The organism is Pseudomonas sp. RAC1 (genome assembly GCF_030658255.1).
Classification (GTDB): domain Bacteria; phylum Pseudomonadota; class Gammaproteobacteria; order Pseudomonadales; family Pseudomonadaceae; genus Aquipseudomonas; species Aquipseudomonas boreofloridensis.
This window is the reverse complement of sequence record NZ_JAUTXS020000029.1, coordinates 14,874-33,405: the sequence shown is the minus strand read 5'-3', so window position 1 is coordinate 33,405 and position 18,532 is coordinate 14,874. Positions and strand designations below refer to the sequence as shown.

Here is an 18,532-nt window from a genome sequence, read left to right as displayed (position 1 = left end):
GGTCACTTGGGGTCACGCTAGGAAAAGGCATGTTCGCAAAAAACAGACAGATTGTTCCAGATAAATCTAAAAACGGTACACGATTTTCGGGCCGTTTCGTTTTGCTGGGGCGTTCCTGTCTGCGGCGCGTCGATCATCTGCGCTTGCGCAGGGTCAGCCAGGCATCGACGCTATAGATCGCCAGCCCTGCCCAGATAAAGAAGAAGGCCACCAGAGTGCTCGCCGACAGGTGCTCGTCGAACAGCAGCACCGCCTGCAACAGCACCAGCGTCGGTGCGAGGTACTGCAGAAAACCCAGCGTGGTGTAAGGCAGGTGGCGCGCCGCCGCGTTGAAGCACAGCAGCGGCACCAGGGTCACCGGGCCCGCGGCCATCAGCCACAGCGCTTCGCTGCTGCCGAAGAACGCCACATGCGCGCTATTGGCCTCTGGATGCAGCAGCAGCCAACCCAGGGCCAACGGCACCAGCATCCAGGTCTCCACCACCAGACCCGGCAGCGCCGCCACCGGTGCCTGCTTGCGGATCAGGCCATAGAAACCGAACGACAAGGCTAGGCCCAGCGACACCCACGGTAAGCCGCCGACCTGCCAGACCTGCTGCGCCACCCCGGCAGCCGCCAGCCCCACCGCCAGCCATTGCAGGCGGCGCAGGCGCTCGCCGAGCAGCAGCAGGCCCAACAGCACGTTGATCAGCGGGTTGATGTAGTAGCCCAGGCTGGCCTCCAGCATGCGTCCGTTGTTCACCGCCCACACGTAGGTCAGCCAGTTGGCGGCGATCAGCGTCCCGCTCAGCGCCAGGATGCCCAGGCGGCGCGGGTTGTCACGCAGTTCGCGCCACCACTGCGGATGCTTCCAGACCGCCAGCAGCAGCGCGCCGAACAGTGCCGACCACAGCACCCGGTGGACGATGATCTCCACCGCCGGCACGCTCTGGATGGCTTTGAAATACAGGGGGAACAGGCCCCAGATGATGTAGGCGCTCAGGCCCAGGATGTACCCGCGTTGCGGGTTGGCGGCTTGCATGCAGAGTCCTTGCTTGAACGACTGGGTGGGACTTTGGGGTCAGAACACTTTAAGTGGCGCTTCGTCCAGCGCGGCGATCTGTTCGCGCAGCGCCAGGATCTGATCGCCCCAGTAACGGGGCTGGCCGAACCAGGGGAAGCTGCGCGGGAACGCCGGATCGTCCCAGCGCCGCGCCAGCCAGGCGCTGTGGTGCAGTTGGCGCAGGGCGCGCAGCGGCTCGATCAGGGCCAACTGGCGCGGGTCGAAGTCATGGAACTCGTTGTAGCCGTCCACCAGTTCGGCCAGTTGCCCCAATCGTTCTTCACGGCTGCCGGCGAGCATCATCCACAGGTCCTGTACCGCTGGGCCCATGCGGCAGTCGTCCAGGTCGACGACATGGTAGACGTCGTCACGGTGCATCAGGTTACCGGCATGGCAGTCGCCGTGCAGGCGGATGGCCTGGCACGGGGTGCGTGCGTAGATCGCCTCGACCCGCGCCAGCAGATCGCGCGCGACGGACTCGAAGGCCGGTAGCAGTTCGCGGGGCACGAAGTGGCCGTCGAGCAGGGTCTTGAGCGAGGCATGGCCGAAGTTGTCCACCGCCAGGGTCTCGCGGTGCTCGAACGGCCGCGTCGCCCCCACGGCATGCAAGCGCCCGAGCAATTGACCCAGGCGGTACAACTGATCGAGGTTGCCGGGCTCCGGCGCATGTCCGCCGCGGCGCGGGAACAGGGCGAAGCGAAAACCCTGGTGGGCGAACAGGCTGCGCCCCTCATGTTGCAAGGGGGCGACGATCGGCACTTCGTGCTCGGCCAGCTCGAAGCTGAACGCATGCTCCTCGAGGATCGCCGCATCGCTCCAGCGGTCCGGGCGATAGAACTTGGCGATCAGTGGCTGCTGGCCTTCGATGCCCACCTGATAGACACGGTTCTCGTAGCTGTTGAGCGCCAGTACCCGCGCGTCGCTGAGAAAGCCCAGGCTTTCGACGGCGTCCAGGACCAGGTCGGGGGTGAGGGTGTCGAAGGGGTGGGACATGAAAGCTCCGGCAAGGGAAGGCAGGCCGATCATGGTAACCCATTGCGCTGCGGCCGACCCTGGCGCCTGTGCTCAGACCGGCACGCCCAGCAGCACGAACGAGGGGTGGAACTGCGCCCGCACGGTGCTGCCCGCTGCCAGCCCTTCCTGTTGCAGCCAAGCGGCTTCGGCGAACGCGCAGAGGGTCTGGCCTTTGCCCAGGGCCAGGCGCAGTTCGCGGGTGTCGGCCTGATCGGCGAGGATCTCTTCGACTCGCACCTGTACGCAGTTGCTGTGCGGGTCGGCCTGCGCCGTGGCGCCGAGCAGCGTGACCCAGCCGGCCTTGAGCAGCGCCACCACCGTGCTGCCCGGCGCCAGCTCCAGGCGCTCGGTACTGTCCGGGGTGATCAGCGCATCGATTTCCAGGCCGCCGCCGAGGGTCAGGGTCACGCGGTCATGGCGCCCGTCGCGCACTAGCCGGCCGACCTGTCCGCGCAACTGGTTGCGGGCACTGGTACGTAGCATCAACCGCCCCAGCAGGTCCAAGTCGCCTGGCTCATCGCTGGACTCGAGGATTTCGCTGTGCAGGGCCTGCAACCGCTGATACAGGCGCAGCACGCGCTCGCCTTCTGCCGACAGCCGCGCACCGCCACCGCCCCGGCCACCGGCGTTGCGCTCGACCAGCGGCTGCGCGGCCAGGTTGTTGAGCTCGTCGATGGCGTCCCAGGCGCTCTTGTAGCTGATGCCCGCCGCCTTGGCGGCCGCGGTGATCGAGCCTTGTTCGGCGATGTGCTGCAGCAGGCCGATGCGCTGGGGGCGGCGCAGGATGTGTTGAGCGAGCAGGGCGGGCAGTGACATGGGTGCGATGACCAGGAAGGCGATGGGGCAGAAACTTGCCTCTGCCGACCAGGCACGTCAAGCCTGCTCGGGCCTGGCCGTGCGGGCCAGGCAGTAGACATCGACGCGGCGCGCGCCGCCTTGGCGCAGCAGGCTGGCCAGCGCGCGGGCCGTGGCACCGGTGGTCAGCACGTCGTCCACCAGCGCCACATGCCGCCCTTGCAGCACCGCCTGTGGGGCGAGCGCAAAGGCCTGACGCAAGTTCTGCCAGCGCGCCTTGGCGTCGAGGCTCTGTTGCGCCACGGTGTCGCGTGGTCTCAGCAGCCAGCGCTCTTCGCAGGGGATCTGCAACGGGCCGGACAACCAGCGCGCGAGCATGCCGGCCTGGTTGAAACCGCGCTGGCGCAGCCGTCGCCTGGACAGGGGCACCGGCAGCAGGAGGTCGGGTCGGGGCAGGTCCTGGTCATAGCGGTGCTGCAAGGCGTGTCCCAGCAACTGCGCCAGCAGCCGCCCCAGCGGCCACTGCGCACGGTGCTTGAAGCGACTGATGGCGGTATCCAGCGGGAAACCGAAGTGCCATGGCGCCACCACCTGCTCGAACGGCGGCGGCCGGCGTTTGCACGGGCCACAGGTGAGGCCGCGCATCGGCAATTGCAGGGCGCAGCGCGAGCACTGCTCATCGAGCCAGGGCAGGTCGTGCTCGCAGGCCGGACAGAGTGGATAAGGCTGTTCGGCCCGTGCATCGCACAACAAACAGATATGGTTACTATTTAACCAGTTGTTGACCAGTTGTTTTAAGCGTGGTTGACAGTGCATGGGCCTTCCCTGACTATGCGCGCTATCCGTGATGCGCTGGCGGGCTCTACCTGTCCCGGCGCCTGTCAGAGCCTAGATAAGGAAACGCCGATGAGCGCCAGCGCAACTGCAACAACACGTCACGACTGGTCCCTGGACGAGGTCAAAGCGTTGTTCCAGCAACCCTTCAATGACCTGTTGTTCCAAGCCCAGATCGTCCACCGCGCGCACTTCGACCCCAACCGCGTGCAGGTCTCCACGCTGCTGTCGATCAAGACCGGTGCCTGCCCGGAAGATTGCAAGTACTGCCCGCAGTCCGGTCACTACAACACTGGGTTGGAAAAGCAGAAGCTGATGGAAGTGCAGAAAGTGCTGGAGGAAGCCGCGCGGGCCAAAGCCATCGGCTCGACCCGCTTCTGCATGGGCGCTGCCTGGAAACACCCCTCGGCCAAAGACATGCCCTACGTGCTGGAAATGGTCAAAGGCGTCAAGGCCATGGGCCTGGAGACCTGCATGACCCTCGGCAAGCTCGACCAGGAGCAGACCCAGGCGCTGGCCCAGGCCGGCCTGGACTACTACAACCACAACCTGGACACCTCGCCGGAGTTCTACGGCAGCATCATCACCACCCGCACCTACAGCGAGCGCCTGCAGACCCTGGCCTATGTGCGTGACGCCGGCATGAAGATCTGCTCCGGCGGCATCCTCGGCATGGGCGAGTCGCTGGACGACCGCGCGGGCCTGCTGATCCAGTTGGCCAACCTGCCCGAGCACCCGGAGTCGGTGCCGATCAACATGCTGGTCAAGGTCGCCGGCACGCCGCTGGCCGACGAGGCCGATGTCGATCCGTTCGACTTCATCCGCATGCTGGCCGTAGCGCGCATCCTGATGCCCAAGTCGCACGTGCGCCTGTCCGCCGGTCGCGAGCAGATGAATGAGCAGATGCAGGCGCTGGCGTTCATGGCCGGGGCCAATTCCATCTTCTACGGCGAGAAACTGCTGACTACCGCCAACCCGCAGGCCGACAAGGACATGCAACTGTTCGCCCGCCTGGGCATCAAGCCTGAAGCGCGCGAAGAGCACGCCGATGAGGTGCACCAGGCGGCCATCGAGCAGGCACTGGTCGAGCAGCGCAGCAGCGAACTGTTCTACGACGCCGCATCGGCCTGAACATGGCGTTCGATCTGGCGGCGCGTCTGGCCGAACGCCGCGCCGCGGACCTGTACCGGCAACGGCCGCTGCTGCAAAGCCCGCAAGGCCCGGAGGTCATCGTCGATGGCCAGCGCCTGCTGGCTTTCTGCAGCAACGATTACCTGGGCCTGGCCAATCACCCCGACGTGATCGCGGCCTGGCGCGACGGCGCCGAGCGCTGGGGCGTCGGCGGCGGAGCCTCGCATTTGGTGATCGGTCACAGCACGCCGCACCATGCGGTCGAAGAAGCCCTGGCCGAACTCACCGGACGCCCGCGTGCGCTGCTGTTCAGCACCGGCTACATGGCCAACCTGGGCGCCATCACGGCGCTGGTGGGCCAGGGTGATACGGTGCTACAGGACCGCCTCAACCACGCCTCACTGCTCGATGGCGGGCTGCTCAGCGGCGCGCGTTTCAGCCGTTACCTGCACAACGATGCGGCCAGCCTGGCGAACCGCTTGGGCAAGGCCAGTGGCGACACGCTGGTGATCACCGACGGCGTGTTCAGCATGGACGGCGACCTGGCCGACTTGCCCGCGCTGTCGGCCGTGGCCAGGCCCAAGGGCGCCTGGCTGATGGTCGACGACGCCCATGGCTTCGGCACGCTGGGCGCCCGGGGCGGCGGCATCGTCGAGCACTTCGGCCTGGGCGTGGACGAGGTGCCGGTGCTGATCGGCACCTTGGGCAAGGCCTGCGGCACGGCAGGCGCCTTCGTGGCCGGCAGCGACGACCTGATCGAGGCGCTGGTGCAGTTCGCCAGGCCCTACATCTACACCACCAGCCAGCCCCCGGCGCTGGCCTGCGCCACCTTGAAAAGCCTGCAACTGCTGCGCGACGAAACCTGGCGGCGGGAGAAGTTGGCGGCGCTGATAGGCCAGTTCCGCGCGGGCGCGCAGCAGATCGGCCTGGTATTGATGGACAGTCCCACGGCCATCCAGCCGATCCTGGTGGGCGATGCGGCGCGGGCGTTGAAGCTGTCGGCGATGCTGCGCCAGCGCGGGCTACTGGTGACCGCGATTCGTCCGCCCACGGTTCCGGCTGGCGGCGCTCGCCTGCGCGTGACCCTCAGTGCGGCGCACAGCGAGGCGCAGGTCCAGCTATTGTTGAATGCATTGGCCGAGTGTCATGCACAGCTGGAGTCCGCCCATGCGTAATCGACTGATCCTCCTGCCCGGCTGGGGGCTGGGCACCGCTTCACTGCAACCCCTGGCCGCCAGCCTGCGCGCCCAGGACCCGCGCCTGCACGTCGAACTGGCGCCCTTGCCCGAGCTGGCCGAGGCCAGTGCGCAGGTCTGGATCGACTACCTGGACCGCAAGCTGCCCACCGATGTCTGGCTGGGCGGCTGGTCGCTGGGCGGCATGCTCGCCAGCGCCCTGGCGCATAAACGCGGCGATCATTGCTGCGGCCTGCTGACCCTGGCCAGCAACCCCAGTTTCGTGGCGCGCCCCGACTGGCCCCATGGCATGGCCGAGGACACCTTCGGCACCTTCCTCGACGGTTGTCGCAGCCATCCGCAGGTGACCCTCAAGCGCTTTCGCAGCCTGTGCAGCGAGGGTGCACAGCAGCCGCGTACGCTGCTGCGTCAACTCGGCGTGGGCGTGCCGGACACCGACCCGCTGTACCTGGCCAATGGCCTGGAGGTGCTGGCGCAACTGGACACCCGACAGGCCCTGGAGCACTACGCCGGGCCGCAGTTGCACCTGTACGCCGGCAGCGACGCGCTGGTGCCGGCCGATGCGGCCAAGGCCCTCAGCGAGTTGCTGCCAGACGTCGAAGTGGGTCTGGTCGAAGACAGTTCCCACGCGTTCCTGCTGGAGTACCCGCAGGAGCTGGCGTCGGGCATCAAGAGTTTCCTGCATGAGAGTGGCGATGACTGACCTTTCCCATCCGCCGTTGCCCGGCGCCTTGCCCGACAAGCGCCAGGTGGCGGCCTCGTTTTCCCGCGCAGCGGCCAGCTACGACAGCGTCGCTGCGCTGCAACGCGCAGTGGGCGAGGCGCTGCTCGAACGCCTGCCGGCATCGCTGGCCCCCGCGCGCTGGCTCGACCTGGGCAGCGGCACCGGCCATTTCAGCCGAGCCCTGGCCACACGCTTCACGGGCGCCCACGGCCTGGCGCTGGACATCGCCGAAGGCATGCTGGCGCACGCGCGTCAGCACGGCGGGGCGCATCATCATGCGGCGGGCGATGCCGAGCGCCTGCCGGTGCGCGACCAGGTCTTCGACCTGATTTTCAGCAGCCTGGCAGTGCAATGGTGCGACGCCTTTGCCAGCGTGCTGGCCGAGGCGCGGCGGGCGTTGCGACCGGGCGGGGTGCTGGCGTTCAGCAGCCTGTGCGTCGGCACGCTGGAGGAACTGCGCGCCAGTTGGCAGGCGGTGGACGGGCAGGTGCACGTCAACCGCTTCCGCCGTTTCGACGACTACCAACGCCTGTGCGCCGACAGTGGCCTGACCGTGCTTGGCCTGGAGCGTCGCGCCCATGTGCTGCATTACCCGGACGTGCGCAGCCTGACCCACGAACTCAAGGCCCTCGGTGCGCACAACCTCAATCCCGGACGCCCTTCGGGCCTGACAGGGCGGGCGCGGGTGCAGGGCATGCTCCAGGCCTACGAACAGTTCCGCGACGCTCAAGGGCTGCCCGCCACGTACCAAGTGGTCTATGGCGTCCTGCGCAACGATCAAGAGCACTGACATGAACCACGCCTACTTCATCGCCGGCACGGACACCGACGTCGGCAAGACCACCATCGCCGCCGGCCTGCTCAATGCCGCGCAGCGAAAGGGCTGGAGCACCCTGGCCGGCAAGCCGGTGGCCTCCGGTTGCATGCTCGGCGCCCAGGGCCTGCGCAACAGCGATGCGCTGGCGCTGATCGAACAGAGCTCGATCAAGCTGCCGTACGAGCAGGTCAATCCCTGTGCCTTCGAGCCCGCCATCGCGCCGCACGTGGCCGCCCGCGAGGCAGGTGTGGCGCTGGCCGTGCCAGCCCTGCGCGACGCCATGCGACAGGTGCTGGCACAGGGCGCCGACTTCACCCTGATCGAAGGCGCCGGTGGCTGGCGGGTGCCGTTGTCCGACCAGGCCAACCTGTCCGATCTGGCGGTTGCGCTGAAGTTGCCGGTGATCCTGGTGGTGGGTGTGCGCCTGGGCTGTATCAACCATGCCCTGCTCAGCGCCGAGGCTATCGCCCGCGACGGTCTGCAACTGGCCGGCTGGGTGGCCAATGTGGTGGATCCGCGAACGGCACGGCTGGAAGACAACCTCGCCAGCCTCGCTGAGCGCTTGCCCGCGCCGTGTCTGGGACGCGTGCCCTGGCTGAAAACGGCCCAGGCGCAGACGGTGGCCGGGTACCTGCATCTGGACCTGCTGCAATAGCGGTCGCGGGCGGGCAGATGCCCTCTCTCTATCGGATGGCACTGGGCTATTAGGGATTTAAACGGGCCTTTTTGCCGCCAGGCTGGTTTAATCAGGGCACGTTTCTCAATCCGTCATGTGGAGTCCTGACATGGAAATCAACGGCAGCTCTGCTTTCTACGCAGGTCTGGGCGCCATCCAGAACGGTCAGAACCGCCTCGACCAGGCCGCCAGCCAGATCGCTAGCAACGGTGTAGAACGCGCGACCAGTAACCAGTCCACCGATTTCCAGGCCGAGCGCCTGCGTGGCGTGGACCGCAGCCAGCAGCAAGACCTGGCCACCAGCACCGTGCAGCTCGCCCTGGGCAAGCACGAGGTCGAGCTGGGCGTGAAAGTCGCCAAGGCATCCGACGAAATGCTCGGCAAGTTCATCGATACCTACGCCTGATCCCGCTTTCCGAGCGCGCCCGCTCTTCGGGCGTTGCTGCCGCCTTGCCATGACCGAAACGCCCTCTTGCGCGACCAAATTGGCACCATGGTCCCTCCTTGACATTGTTCCGGGCTAAACGTAAGTTTCAAACAACTGTTTGACCGAAAGCCGCCAAGAGCTGGTCGGTGCCCGCGGTCCCCAACGAACTAGCCAGAGGTTCATCGCCATGCCCGAATACAAAGCCCCCTTGCGTGATATTCGCTTCGTCCGTGACGAGCTGCTCGGGTATGAAACGCACTATCAGAGCCTGCCGGGTTGCCAGGACGCCACCCCGGACATGGTCGATGCCATCCTTGAAGAAGGCGCGAAGTTCTGCGAGCAGGTCCTGTCGCCGCTGAACCGCGTCGGCGATCTGGAAGGCTGCACCTGGAGCGAGTCGGGCGTGAAGACGCCGACCGGCTTCAAGGAAGCCTACAAGCAGTTCGTCGAAGGTGGCTGGCCGAGCCTGGCCCACGATGTCGAGCACGGCGGCCAGGGCCTGCCTGAATCGCTGGGCTTGACCCTGAGCGAGATGGTCGGCGAGTCCAACTGGTCCTGGGGCATGTACCCGGGCCTGTCCCACGGCGCGATGAACACCATTTCCGAGCACGGCACGCCCGAGCAGCAGCAGGTCTACCTGACCAAGCTGGTGTCTGGCGAATGGACTGGCACCATGTGCCTGACCGAGCCGCATTGCGGCACCGACCTGGGCATGCTGCGCACCAAGGCCGAGCCTCAGGCTGACGGCAGCTACAAAGTGTCCGGCACCAAGATCTTCATTTCGGCCGGTGAACACGACATGGCCGACAACATCGTGCACATCGTCCTGGCTCGCCTGCCCGATGCGCCGGCGGGCACCAAGGGCATTTCGCTGTTCATCGTGCCGAAGTTCCTGCCCAACGCCGAGGGCGGCGTGGGCGAGCGCAACGGGGTGAGCTGTGGCTCGCTGGAACACAAGATGGGCATCCACGGCAACGCCACCTGCGTGATGAACTTCGACGCGGCCACCGGCTACCTGATCGGCCCTGCCAACAAGGGCCTGAACTGCATGTTCACCTTCATGAACACCGCACGCCTGGGCACCGCGCTGCAAGGCCTGGCCCACGCCGAAGTGGCCTTCCAGGGTGGCCTGAAGTATGCCCGCGAGCGTCTGCAGATGCGTTCGCTGACCGGCCCCAAGGCCCCGGAAAAAGCCGCAGACCCGATCATCGTGCACCCCGACGTGCGGCGCATGCTGCTGACCATGAAGGCCTTCGCCGAGGGTAATCGGGCGATGGTGTACTTCACCGCCCAGCAGGTGGATATCGTCAAGTACAGCCAGGACGAAGAGGCGCGCAAGAAGGCCGACGCCCTGCTGGCTTTCCTGACCCCGATCGCTAAAGCCTTCATGACCGAAGTCGGCTTCGAGGCCGCCAACCACGGCGTGCAGATCTACGGCGGCCACGGCTTTATCGCCGAATGGGGCATGGAGCAGAACGTGCGCGACAGCCGCATCTCCATGCTGTACGAAGGCACCACCGGCATCCAGGCCCTCGACCTGCTCGGGCGCAAGGTGCTGATGACCCAGGGCGAGGCGCTCAAGGGCTTCACCAAGATCGTGCACAAGTTCTGCCAGAGCCAGGAAGGCAACGACGCCACCAAAGAGTTCGTCGAGCCGCTGGCGGCGCTGAACAAGGAATGGGGCGAGCTGACCATGAAGATCGGCATGGCGGCCATGAAAGACCGCGAGGAAGTGGGGGCGGCGTCGGTGGATTACCTGATGTACTCCGGTTACGCCTGCCTGGCCTATTTCTGGGCCGACATTGCCCGTGTGGCCGCCGAGAAGCTCGCCGCCGGCACTGGCGAAGCGGCCTTCTACACCGCCAAGCTGCAGACCGCGCGCTTCTACTTCCAGCGCATCCTGCCGCGCACTCGTGCTCACGTGGCAGCGATCCTGTCCGGTGCCGACAACCTGATGGCGATGAAAGAGGAAGACTTCGGCCTGTCGTGCTGATAGCCGAATCGGCCTGAAACGAAAAGACCGCCTGCCGTTGATCGGCAGGCGGTCTTTTTTTATTTCAGGTCTTCAACCCGCTTCGCTTTCAGCGGTTGAACCTCCGGGGCGCCGGGCTAGTCTGTGTTGAAGACTATTCAGGAGAGATTCCCATGGACTTCATTCGCATCATCATCGCTATTCTTCTGCCGCCACTGGGTGTTTTCCTGCAGGTCGGTTTCGCCGGTGCGTTCTGGCTGAACATCCTGCTGACCTTGCTCGGTTACATCCCGGGCATCGTGCATGCGGTGTACATCATCGCCAAGCGCTGAACGAAGCCGGGGCCGTCTTGCGGCCCCGGCGTGTTTTCAGGGTTGCAGCACCCGGCGATAGAACGCCCATTCCTGTTCCAGCGCATGGGCCAGGTTGCCTGCCTGGCGAAAGCCATGACGCTCCCCAGGGTAGAAATGCCCGACCGCTTCCACGCCGTTGGCCTGCAAGGCCTCAAGCATGCTGCGGGTCTGTTCCGGCACCACCACCGCATCCAGTTCACCTTGGAAAAAAATCACCGGCGCCTTGATTCGCCTTGCATGCAGCAGCGGCGTGCGTGCGCGGTAACGGTCGGCGTCGGCCTGTGGGTCACCAATCAGCCAGTCCAGATAATCCCCTTCGAACTTGTGCGTGGCCTTGGCCAGGGCGATGGGATCGCTGACCCCATAGAGGCTCGCGCCTGCGCGGAACACGTCGGCAAAGGCCAATGCGCACAGGGTGGTGTAGCCACCGGCGCTGCCGCCGCGGATGAAGGCCTTGTGCGGATCGATCAATCCACGGCCAGCGAGGTAGTCGACCACGGCGCAGGCATCCTGCACGTCGCTTTCGCCCCAGCGCAGGTGCAGGGCCTGGCGATAGGCGCGGCCATAGCCGCTGCTGCCGCGATAGTTGAGGTCGGCGACGGCGAAGCCACGCTGGGTCCAGTACTGGATACGGGGGTCGAGAACCGGGTAGCAGGCGGAGGTTGGGCCGCCATGGATGAAGACCACCAGCGGCGGCAGGGTGTCCTCGCCCTGGGCGGGGTAGAAGAAACCGTGGGCCTGGTCGTCCCCACTGGGATAGCTGATCGGTTGCGGCTGGCTGATGTGCGCATCGGGCAGTATCTGGCTGCCGCCGGCCAGTACCTGGCAGTCGGAACCGTCGCGGGCGATGGCGAGCACCGCTGGAGGCCGCGTGGGTGAGGCGGCAATCGCGTAGAGGTGCTGCGCATCCAGCGCCAGGCTGCGAAAACGGGTGTAGTGCTGGGCGAAGGTACGGACATCGTCGCCCTCGCGCAGGCCCAGCACGCCGAAACCGTTCTCGAACCAGGTGGCCACGTACTGCTGCGCGCCGAGCACCAGCCAAGTCGAGGCTCCCAGTTGCCAGGGCGCTGCGGCGTGGTCGGCGGCGAGCGCTGGCAGGGCTTGCCAGCGGGCGTCGATTTCGCCCCAGGGCTGCCAGAAGCCGTGGCGGTCCGACAGGCAGTACAAGCGACCTTCGGCGTCGAAGCGCGGCTGCTGCAAGGATTCGTCCTGGCCAGCGACACAGCGTGGCGTGCCCCAATGTCCGGCTTCTTGCCGTTCGCGGCACATCAGTCGCGTCACGGTCCAAGGCTGCGCGGGGCGGTCCCATTCGATCCAAGCCAGGCGTTTACCGTCGGCGCTCAGCGTCGGCGAGGCGTAGAAATCTGCATCTTCGGCCAGCACCTCGCGGCCCTCGACCGTCAACGCCACCAGCCGATGCTCGACGCGCTCGGCATGCCGTTCCTCAACTGCCAGGAGTTGACCGTCGTGCCACAGCAGGTCGCCGTAGCGGCAGTCCGCCATGGAGGTGAGTGCCTGCGGCGCTGCGCCGTCGAGCGCCTGTCGGTAGACTTGCTGATCCTGTTCATTGACGAAAAACACTGCGTCATGCGCCAGGCAGAAGCTGCCGCCGCCATATTCGTACACCCGGCTGCGCACGCTGAACCCGTCCGGCGTGAGGCACTGGGCCTGGTCCTGGTGCCAGCGCCAGATCCGGCAGGCACCGTCCGCCGGCCGAAACTCGTTCCAGAACACCCCCAGCGCGCTCACCTTGAGCTCGGCGAAGTCGGTGCCAGCGGCCACGGCCTGGGCGGCGCTGAACTCAGCCACGGGCGATGACCCGGGAGTTGCGCTCGTTGCGGAAGGTCATCTGTTCGATCTCCATTTGCGCGGTCTGCGCCTCTTCGCGCGCCTTGAGGATGATGCCGTGGTCCGGCGACTTGGCGCACACCGGATCGGCCTTGCTGGCATCACCCGTGAGCATGAAGGCCTGGCAGCGACAGCCGCCGAAGTCCTTTTCCTTTTCGTCGCACGACCGGCAAGGCTCGGGCATCCAGTCGTAGCCGCGGAAACGGTTGAAACCGAAGGAGTCATACCAGATGTGGCGCAGGTCATGCTCGCGCACGTTGGGAAACTGCACCGGCAATTGCCGCGCGCCGTGGCAGGGCAGCGCGGTGCCATCCGGGGTGACGGTGAGAAACAGGCTGCCCCAGCCGTTCATGCAGGCCTTGGGGCGCTCTTCGTAGTAATCCGGGGTGACGAAGATCAGCTTGCACGGATGACCTTCGGCCTTGAGCCGCTCGCGGTACTCGTTGGTGATCCGCTCGGCGCGTTCGAGCTGTTCGCGGGTCGGCAGCAGGCCGAGGCGATTGAGGTGCGCCCAGCCATAGAACTGGCAGGTGGCGAGCTCGACGAAGTCGGCCTCCAGGGCCAGGCACAGCTCGATGATGCGGTCGATGCGGTCGATGTTGTGCCGGTGGGTGACGAAGTTGAGCACCATCGGATACCCATGGGCCTTCACCGCCCGCGCCATCTCCAGCTTCTGCGCAAACGCCTTTTTCGAGCCGGCCAGCAGGTTGTTCACCTGCTCGTCGCTAGCCTGGAAGCTGATCTGGATGTGGTCCAGCCCGGCCTGGCGGAAGGCGGCGATCTTCTGTTCGGTCAAACCGATGCCGGAGGTGATCAGGTTGGTGTAGTAGCCCAGGCGCCGAGCTTCGCCGATCAGATCGGCAAGGTCCTGGCGCACCAGCGGCTCACCGCCGGAGAAACCGATCTGCGCCGCGCCCATTTCGCGGGCTTCGGCCATCACCTTGAACCACTGTTCGGTACTCAGTTCCTTGCCTTGTTCGGCGAAGTCGAGCGGGTTCGAGCAATAGGGGCATTGCAGCGGGCAGCGGTAGGTCAGTTCCGCCAGCAGCCAGAGCGGCAGGCCCACCGGCACTTCAGGCGAGGACGATCCAGTGTCCGGCACGGGCCACCTCCATGAACTGCTCGATGTCCTCGGCCACTTGGGGAATGCCGGGGAACTGCTGTTCCAGCTCGGCGATGATCGCGGCGACAGAGCGCTGGCCATCGATCAACCCGCCGATGAGCCCGGCGCTGTCGTTGAGCTTGATCATGCCCTCGGGGTACAGCAGCACATGGCCTTGCTGGGCGGGCTCGTACTGGAAACGGTAGCCCGGGCGCCAGTTCGGCACCTGGTTGCGGTCGAGACTCATGGCGCGATCCCCTTGTGCCAGACGCGTTCGCTTGTGACGCTGTGATACGGCGGGCGGTTCAGTTCGTAGGCCATGCTCATGGCATCGAGCATGCTCCAGAGAATATCCAGCTTGAATTGCAGAATTTCCAGCATGCGCGCCTGGCCCTCGGCGCTGGTGTAGTGCTGCAGGGTAATCGACAGGCCGTGCTCCACATCACGGCGGGCCTGGCCCAGGCGCGTGCGGAAGTACTCGTAGCCAGCCGGATCGATCCACGGGTAGTGCTGCGGCCAACTGTCCAGGCGCGACTTGTGAATCTGCGGCGCGAACAGTTCGGTCAGCGAACTGCTGGCCGCTTCCTGCCAACTGGCGCGGCGGGCGAAGTTGACGTAGGCATCGACGGCGAAGCGCACGCCGGGCAGTACCAGTTCCTGGGACCGTAGTTGCTCCGGGTCGAGGCCCACTGCCTGGCCGAGGCGTAGCCAGGCTTCGATGCCACCGTCCTCGCCGGGTGCGCCGTCGTGGTCGAGCAGGCGTTGAATCCACTCGCGGCGGACTTCACGGTCCGGGCAGTTGGCCAGGATCGCAGCATCCTTCATCGGGATGTTCACTTGGTAATAGAAGCGGTTGGCCACCCAGCCCTGAATCTGCTCGCGGGTGGCGCGGCCTTCATACATGGCCACGTGATACGGGTGATGAATATGGTAGTAGGCGCCCTTGGCGCGCAGGGCCTGCTCGAACTCGGCAGGGGACATCGGCAATGCGTCGCTCATCGGGGCTCCTTACAACTCGATGCTCATGCCATCGTAGGCCACTTCCACGCCGCGGCGCAGGACTTCGGCGCGCTCGGGCGACGCCTCGTCGAGGATCGGGTTGGTGTTGTTGATGTGGATAAGCACCTTGCGCTGGCGCGCGAAGCCGTCGAGCACTTCGAGCATGCCGCCAGGGCCGTTCTGCGCCAGGTGACCCATCTCGCGGCCGGTACGGGTGCCGACGCCGCGACGTTGCATTTCATCGTCTTCCCACAGGGTGCCGTCCACCAGCAGGCAGTCGGCGCCGTGCATCATCTCCAGCAGCGCGGCATCGACCTGGCCCAGCCCTGGGGCATAGAACAGCTTGCCGCCGGTGCGGGTGTCCTCGACCAGCAGGCCGAGGTTGTCGCCCGGGTGCGGGTCGAAGCGGTGCGGCGAGTAGGGCGGTGCGGCGCTACGCAGCGGGAAGGGGGTGAACCTGAGGTTCGGGCAGGCCGGAATGACGAAGCTGCCCTGCAGTTCGATGCGGTTCCACTGCAACCCGCCGTTCCAGTGGCTGAGCATGGTGAACAGCGGGAAGCCGGTGCTCAGGTCCTGGTGGACCATGTCGGTGCACCAGACCTGGTGCGGGCAGCCCTCGCGCAGGCTGAGCAACCCTGTGGTGTGGTCGATCTGGCTGTCGAGCAGCACGATGGCGTCGATGCCGGTGTCGCGCAGGGCGCGCGCCGGTTGCATCGGCGCGAAGGCCTGGAGCTGGGCGCGGATGTCCGGCGAGGCGTTGCACAGGATCCAGTGTTCGCCGTCGTCGGACAGGGCGATGGACGACTGGGTGCGGGCGGTGGCGCGCAGGCTGCCGTCACGAAAACCCTTGCAGTTGACGCAGTTGCAATTCCACTGGGGGAAGCCGCCGCCGGCGGCGGAACCGAGAATCTGGATATACATGGCTACTCTCTTGCCGGACGACCCTGTCCATGAAACGAAAACGCCCCGGCGGGCCGAGGCGTTGCACTGCAGCGCTGCTTAACGGTTGGCGAAGTACATGGTGACTTCGAAGCCGATGCGCAGGTCGGTGTAGGCAGGTTTGGTCCAGGTGGTCATGGTGGTGCTCCTTCCGGATAGGGTTGGGGTGGTGTCAGCTATCTACTTGGGCGCCGCCTGGAGCAGGAGGTTCCATTGGCTGAGATTGCGCTATCTTACAAGAAAACTTTGTACGCAATGGTTAATTCTTGGAAAAGCGCCGTTGCGTTTGAGGTAACAATCCCGGCGTGGGTTGGGTTATTGCCAGCGCTCATCCGGGGCCTCGCCGTTAGCCAGGCAAAGCCAACCATGATCGGCGTCCAGCAGGCTTTTCAGCAGTTCATCCAGTAAAGGCTGAGTGGTGTTGAGAATAGACCGCTGGAGCTGGGAAAGGTCTGTCGGCTCTGTAGCCAGATATGTCTGCCAAGCCCAGTGCGCGACCTCGGCATTGGGCATCGCCGGTTCGTCGAACTGCGCCGCCAGGGCTGCCTGGGCGGCCGTGTCGAGCGTTACTCCTTCGTTCAGCACTGTGAAGAGATGATCGAGAATCTGCGCGGGGCTCGCCTTCGGCGATTGCACGCCGAACAGCAAGCCGCCTTGGCCCTGGATCTGACGAAAGGCACTGAACACCGCATAGCCCAATTGCAACTCCACGCGCAGACGCTGGTACACCGGCCCTTGCAGCGCTTGCGCTAGCAGCCGACCAGGGCCCTCGGCGGCGCTGGGCAGCGGGCAGAACAGCACAAGGGCATGCTCGCTGCCGCCTGTGGCGTGCCGCACCCAACGCCGGCCCGGCGAGCGTGTCGGGGCAGACGGCCGCACGCCAGGCTTTCCAGGCGCGTGCTTGAGCACAGCGCCGAGCGCGGCTTGCGCGGTGAGGTCGAAGCCGATGGCGAGGCCTTGCCGAGGGGCGCTGGCCCAGAGCCGGTCGAGCATCGACTGATCCAGCAGGCTCGCCGGTTGAGGCGGCGCGGCCCTGCCGTGCAGATGATCGGGCAGCGCGCTCAGCAGCGCTCGGATCGGCATTTGCGGCGCTTTGCTGGGCGCTGGAGTGCGTAACAGTTCAGCGCTCGGCTGGCGCAGAGCCTCCAGTGCCAGGGCGACGGTGCGAATCACTGCGCCCGGGCTGCCCGCGCAACGCAGTTGCCAGTGCTCGCCCTCCCGGCTGAAGTCCAGTTGCAGCGAGGCGCGACGGGCACGTTCGAGCAAGGGTCGCAGGGTCTGCGACAGGACGTGATGGAAGCGCTCGCGCAGCGGCGAGGCGATCAACCAATGCAGGTAGAGCGTCGCCAGGCCACGCTCAGGTGGCAGCAACGCGCTGATCGCCACGTCGTCGGGCAGGCCGGCACGTGCGTGCGGCAGGTCAGCCCGCAGCAGCGGCTCATCCTCAGGTGGTGGCCAGTGGCCGTGAGCGCTGGCGGGAAGATCTGCGAGCAGCGCTTGGAAGGCCTCGAGCGCTTGTGCATCCAATGCCGCGAACGGGTTGTCGGCGCTGTCTCGACGCGCCAGCTCCAAGGCGCTGGCGGCTTGCTCGCGGCGCTGCTGCAAACGCCCGAATTCGTCATTGAGTCGCGTGACGCTCGACTGACGCAAGCTGGCGAGCCAGCCATGCAGCAGGTTGCGGACTTCTGCTGGCAGAGCGTCATCGCTCAGATACAATCGAATGTGCCAGAGCACCTGTCCGGCGAAGGCGTACAACGTCTCGCTGTGGACGTCCCGCAGCCAGCCGCGTTGGCGCAAGGCGTCGAGCCAGCTACCGGGGCGGCTGTCGTGCAGGCAGGACAGCAGCAGCTCCAACGCCTGTGCGGCGCCTGGCGGCAGAGCGTCGTGGGCGAAGAGCAGCTCCAGACAGCCCGCCGTGGCCGGGTGTTCGACCCAGGGCGCGTCGAGCAGGGCAGGAGGCGGTTGCTGTGCCTGCGCTGGACCCTCGGCGAACAGGTTGGCGAACGGTCGGGCCAGTGTTTCGAGTGCGTCCAGCGATTGCGGGCCGCACAGGCTCAAGTGAATGTGGCTACCCCGGTAGAAACGGGCGTGGAAGTCGAGCAGCGCCCGTTGGAAGGCAGGATCCTGCACGGCCAGGCTGTATCGATTGCCTGCATGAAACCGGCTCAACGGATGGCGCGGCGACACACGCTGCAACAGCGCGAACTGGCGCTGCGCCTGGTCGTCGCGCGACCAGGCGATGAACTCGGCGTGGATCACCTCACGCTCGCGGCGCTGGCGCTCGACGCTCAGATCCGGCTCGGCCAGCATCTGGCACAGGCGCTCCAGTGCCGAGCCTAGGGCGCTGACAGGCACTTCAAAGAAAAAATCGGTGGTGCGCTCGCGGGTGCTGGCATTCACCTGACCCCCGACCGCCTGCACATGACGCATCAGGCCGTCCTGCAAAGGAAAGCGGGCGGTGCCGAGGAAGAACAGGTGTTCGAGAAAATGCGCGAGTCCGGGCCATCTAGGCGGGGCATCGTGGCTACCGGCATGCACCCGCAGGGCGGCGGCAGCGCGTTTGAGGCGTGGCGCGTGGCGCAAGGTCAGGTGCAGGCCGTTGGCCAGGGTCAACGTGCGGATCGGGTCGGTCATGGGCGCATGCTAGCGTATTTGCGCCGCCG

General features: G+C 66.0%; 19 protein-coding genes. 8 read left to right on the top strand and 11 right to left on the bottom strand.

What is annotated here, in order from left to right; all coding sequences use genetic code 11:
• Window positions 1-133 precede the first annotated feature (133 nt).
• The 4 genes from rarD to Q7C30_RS09430 form a co-directional block, all read right to left on the bottom strand.
• Entirely contained in the window at window positions 134-1,021 is an 888-nt protein-coding gene (rarD, locus tag Q7C30_RS09445; protein ID WP_317871354.1) for an EamA family transporter RarD, read from the bottom strand.
• 39 nt (window positions 1,022-1,060) lie between these two features.
• A complete protein-coding gene (locus Q7C30_RS09440) occupies window positions 1,061-2,035 on the bottom strand; it encodes a serine/threonine protein kinase (RefSeq protein ID WP_039581212.1) in 975 nt (324 codons plus the stop codon).
• Window positions 2,036-2,107: 72 nt separating this feature from the next.
• Complete coding sequence (locus Q7C30_RS09435; RefSeq protein ID WP_317871353.1) at window positions 2,108-2,872, bottom strand: TOBE domain-containing protein; 765 nt, start codon at window positions 2,870-2,872, stop codon at window positions 2,108-2,110.
• Between the two features lie 57 nt (window positions 2,873-2,929).
• Window positions 2,930-3,667, bottom strand: a complete 738-nt coding sequence (locus Q7C30_RS09430; RefSeq protein ID WP_039581206.1) for a ComF family protein — start codon at window positions 3,665-3,667, stop codon at window positions 2,930-2,932.
• 90 nt (window positions 3,668-3,757) lie between these two features.
• On the opposite strand from Q7C30_RS09430, the gene bioB reads away from it, so the two are divergent.
• The 8 genes from bioB (at window position 3,758) to Q7C30_RS09390 (ending at window position 10,960) form a co-directional block, all read left to right on the top strand.
• Window positions 3,758-4,816, top strand: coding sequence for a biotin synthase BioB (bioB, locus tag Q7C30_RS09425; protein WP_029614016.1), 1,059 nt, complete (start codon window positions 3,758-3,760; stop codon window positions 4,814-4,816).
• A 2-nt stretch (window positions 4,817-4,818) separates the two neighbouring features.
• On the top strand, window positions 4,819-5,991 hold the full coding sequence (gene bioF, locus Q7C30_RS09420) for an 8-amino-7-oxononanoate synthase (protein ID WP_304485306.1): 1,173 nt from the start codon (window positions 4,819-4,821) through the stop codon (window positions 5,989-5,991).
• The gene (locus Q7C30_RS09415) at window positions 5,984-6,715 is read left to right on the top strand and encodes an alpha/beta fold hydrolase (protein ID WP_029614017.1); all 732 of its coding nucleotides are present in this window, start codon (window positions 5,984-5,986) and stop codon (window positions 6,713-6,715) included. The genes bioF and Q7C30_RS09415 overlap by 8 nt, the downstream gene beginning before the upstream one ends.
• Window positions 6,708-7,526: a malonyl-ACP O-methyltransferase BioC gene (gene bioC / locus Q7C30_RS09410; RefSeq protein WP_317871352.1), complete on the top strand. Its 819-nt coding sequence runs from the start codon at window positions 6,708-6,710 to the stop codon at window positions 7,524-7,526. Before Q7C30_RS09415 ends, bioC begins: the two co-directional genes overlap by 8 nt.
• A gap of 1 nt (window position 7,527) precedes the next feature.
• On the top strand, window positions 7,528-8,208 hold the full coding sequence (bioD, locus tag Q7C30_RS09405) for a dethiobiotin synthase (protein WP_317871351.1): 681 nt from the start codon (window positions 7,528-7,530) through the stop codon (window positions 8,206-8,208).
• Window positions 8,209-8,338: 130 nt separating this feature from the next.
• The gene (locus tag Q7C30_RS09400; protein WP_116889589.1) at window positions 8,339-8,635 is read left to right on the top strand and encodes a pyrroloquinoline quinone biosynthesis protein PqqE; all 297 of its coding nucleotides are present in this window, start codon (window positions 8,339-8,341) and stop codon (window positions 8,633-8,635) included.
• Between the two features lie 208 nt (window positions 8,636-8,843).
• Window positions 8,844-10,649 carry a phenylacyl-CoA dehydrogenase gene (locus Q7C30_RS09395; protein WP_317871350.1) on the top strand — a complete coding sequence of 602 codons (1,806 nt, stop codon included), beginning with the start codon at window positions 8,844-8,846 and terminating at the stop codon, window positions 10,647-10,649.
• 152 nt (window positions 10,650-10,801) lie between these two features.
• The gene (locus Q7C30_RS09390) at window positions 10,802-10,960 is read left to right on the top strand and encodes a YqaE/Pmp3 family membrane protein (RefSeq protein ID WP_033727371.1); all 159 of its coding nucleotides are present in this window, start codon (window positions 10,802-10,804) and stop codon (window positions 10,958-10,960) included.
• Between the two features lie 36 nt (window positions 10,961-10,996).
• Here the strand turns inward: Q7C30_RS09390 and Q7C30_RS09385 are convergent, their stop codons facing one another.
• The 7 genes from Q7C30_RS09385 to pqqF all read right to left on the bottom strand — a co-directional run bounded on the left by Q7C30_RS09385 (window position 10,997) and on the right by pqqF (window position 18,503).
• The gene (locus tag Q7C30_RS09385) at window positions 10,997-12,790 is read right to left on the bottom strand and encodes a S9 family peptidase (protein ID WP_317871349.1); all 1,794 of its coding nucleotides are present in this window, start codon (window positions 12,788-12,790) and stop codon (window positions 10,997-10,999) included.
• On the bottom strand, window positions 12,783-13,931 hold the full coding sequence (pqqE, locus tag Q7C30_RS09380) for a pyrroloquinoline quinone biosynthesis protein PqqE (RefSeq protein ID WP_317871348.1): 1,149 nt from the start codon (window positions 13,929-13,931) through the stop codon (window positions 12,783-12,785). Before pqqE ends, Q7C30_RS09385 begins: the two co-directional genes overlap by 8 nt.
• Entirely contained in the window at window positions 13,903-14,178 is a 276-nt protein-coding gene (gene pqqD / locus Q7C30_RS09375; protein WP_317871347.1) for a pyrroloquinoline quinone biosynthesis peptide chaperone PqqD, read from the bottom strand. The genes pqqE and pqqD overlap by 29 nt, the downstream gene beginning before the upstream one ends.
• Window positions 14,175-14,930: a pyrroloquinoline-quinone synthase PqqC gene (gene pqqC / locus Q7C30_RS09370; RefSeq protein WP_317871346.1), complete on the bottom strand. Its 756-nt coding sequence runs from the start codon at window positions 14,928-14,930 to the stop codon at window positions 14,175-14,177. The genes pqqD and pqqC overlap by 4 nt, the downstream gene beginning before the upstream one ends.
• 9 nt (window positions 14,931-14,939) lie before the next feature.
• Window positions 14,940-15,851, bottom strand: a complete 912-nt coding sequence (pqqB, locus tag Q7C30_RS09365; RefSeq protein WP_029614026.1) for a pyrroloquinoline quinone biosynthesis protein PqqB — start codon at window positions 15,849-15,851, stop codon at window positions 14,940-14,942.
• 78 nt (window positions 15,852-15,929) lie between these two features.
• Entirely contained in the window at window positions 15,930-16,007 is a 78-nt protein-coding gene (gene pqqA / locus Q7C30_RS09360) for a pyrroloquinoline quinone precursor peptide PqqA (protein WP_080754815.1), read from the bottom strand.
• 177 nt (window positions 16,008-16,184) lie between these two features.
• Window positions 16,185-18,503, bottom strand: coding sequence for a pyrroloquinoline quinone biosynthesis protein PqqF (gene pqqF / locus Q7C30_RS09355; protein WP_317871345.1), 2,319 nt, complete (start codon window positions 18,501-18,503; stop codon window positions 16,185-16,187).
• Window positions 18,504-18,532: the final 29 nt, after the last annotated feature.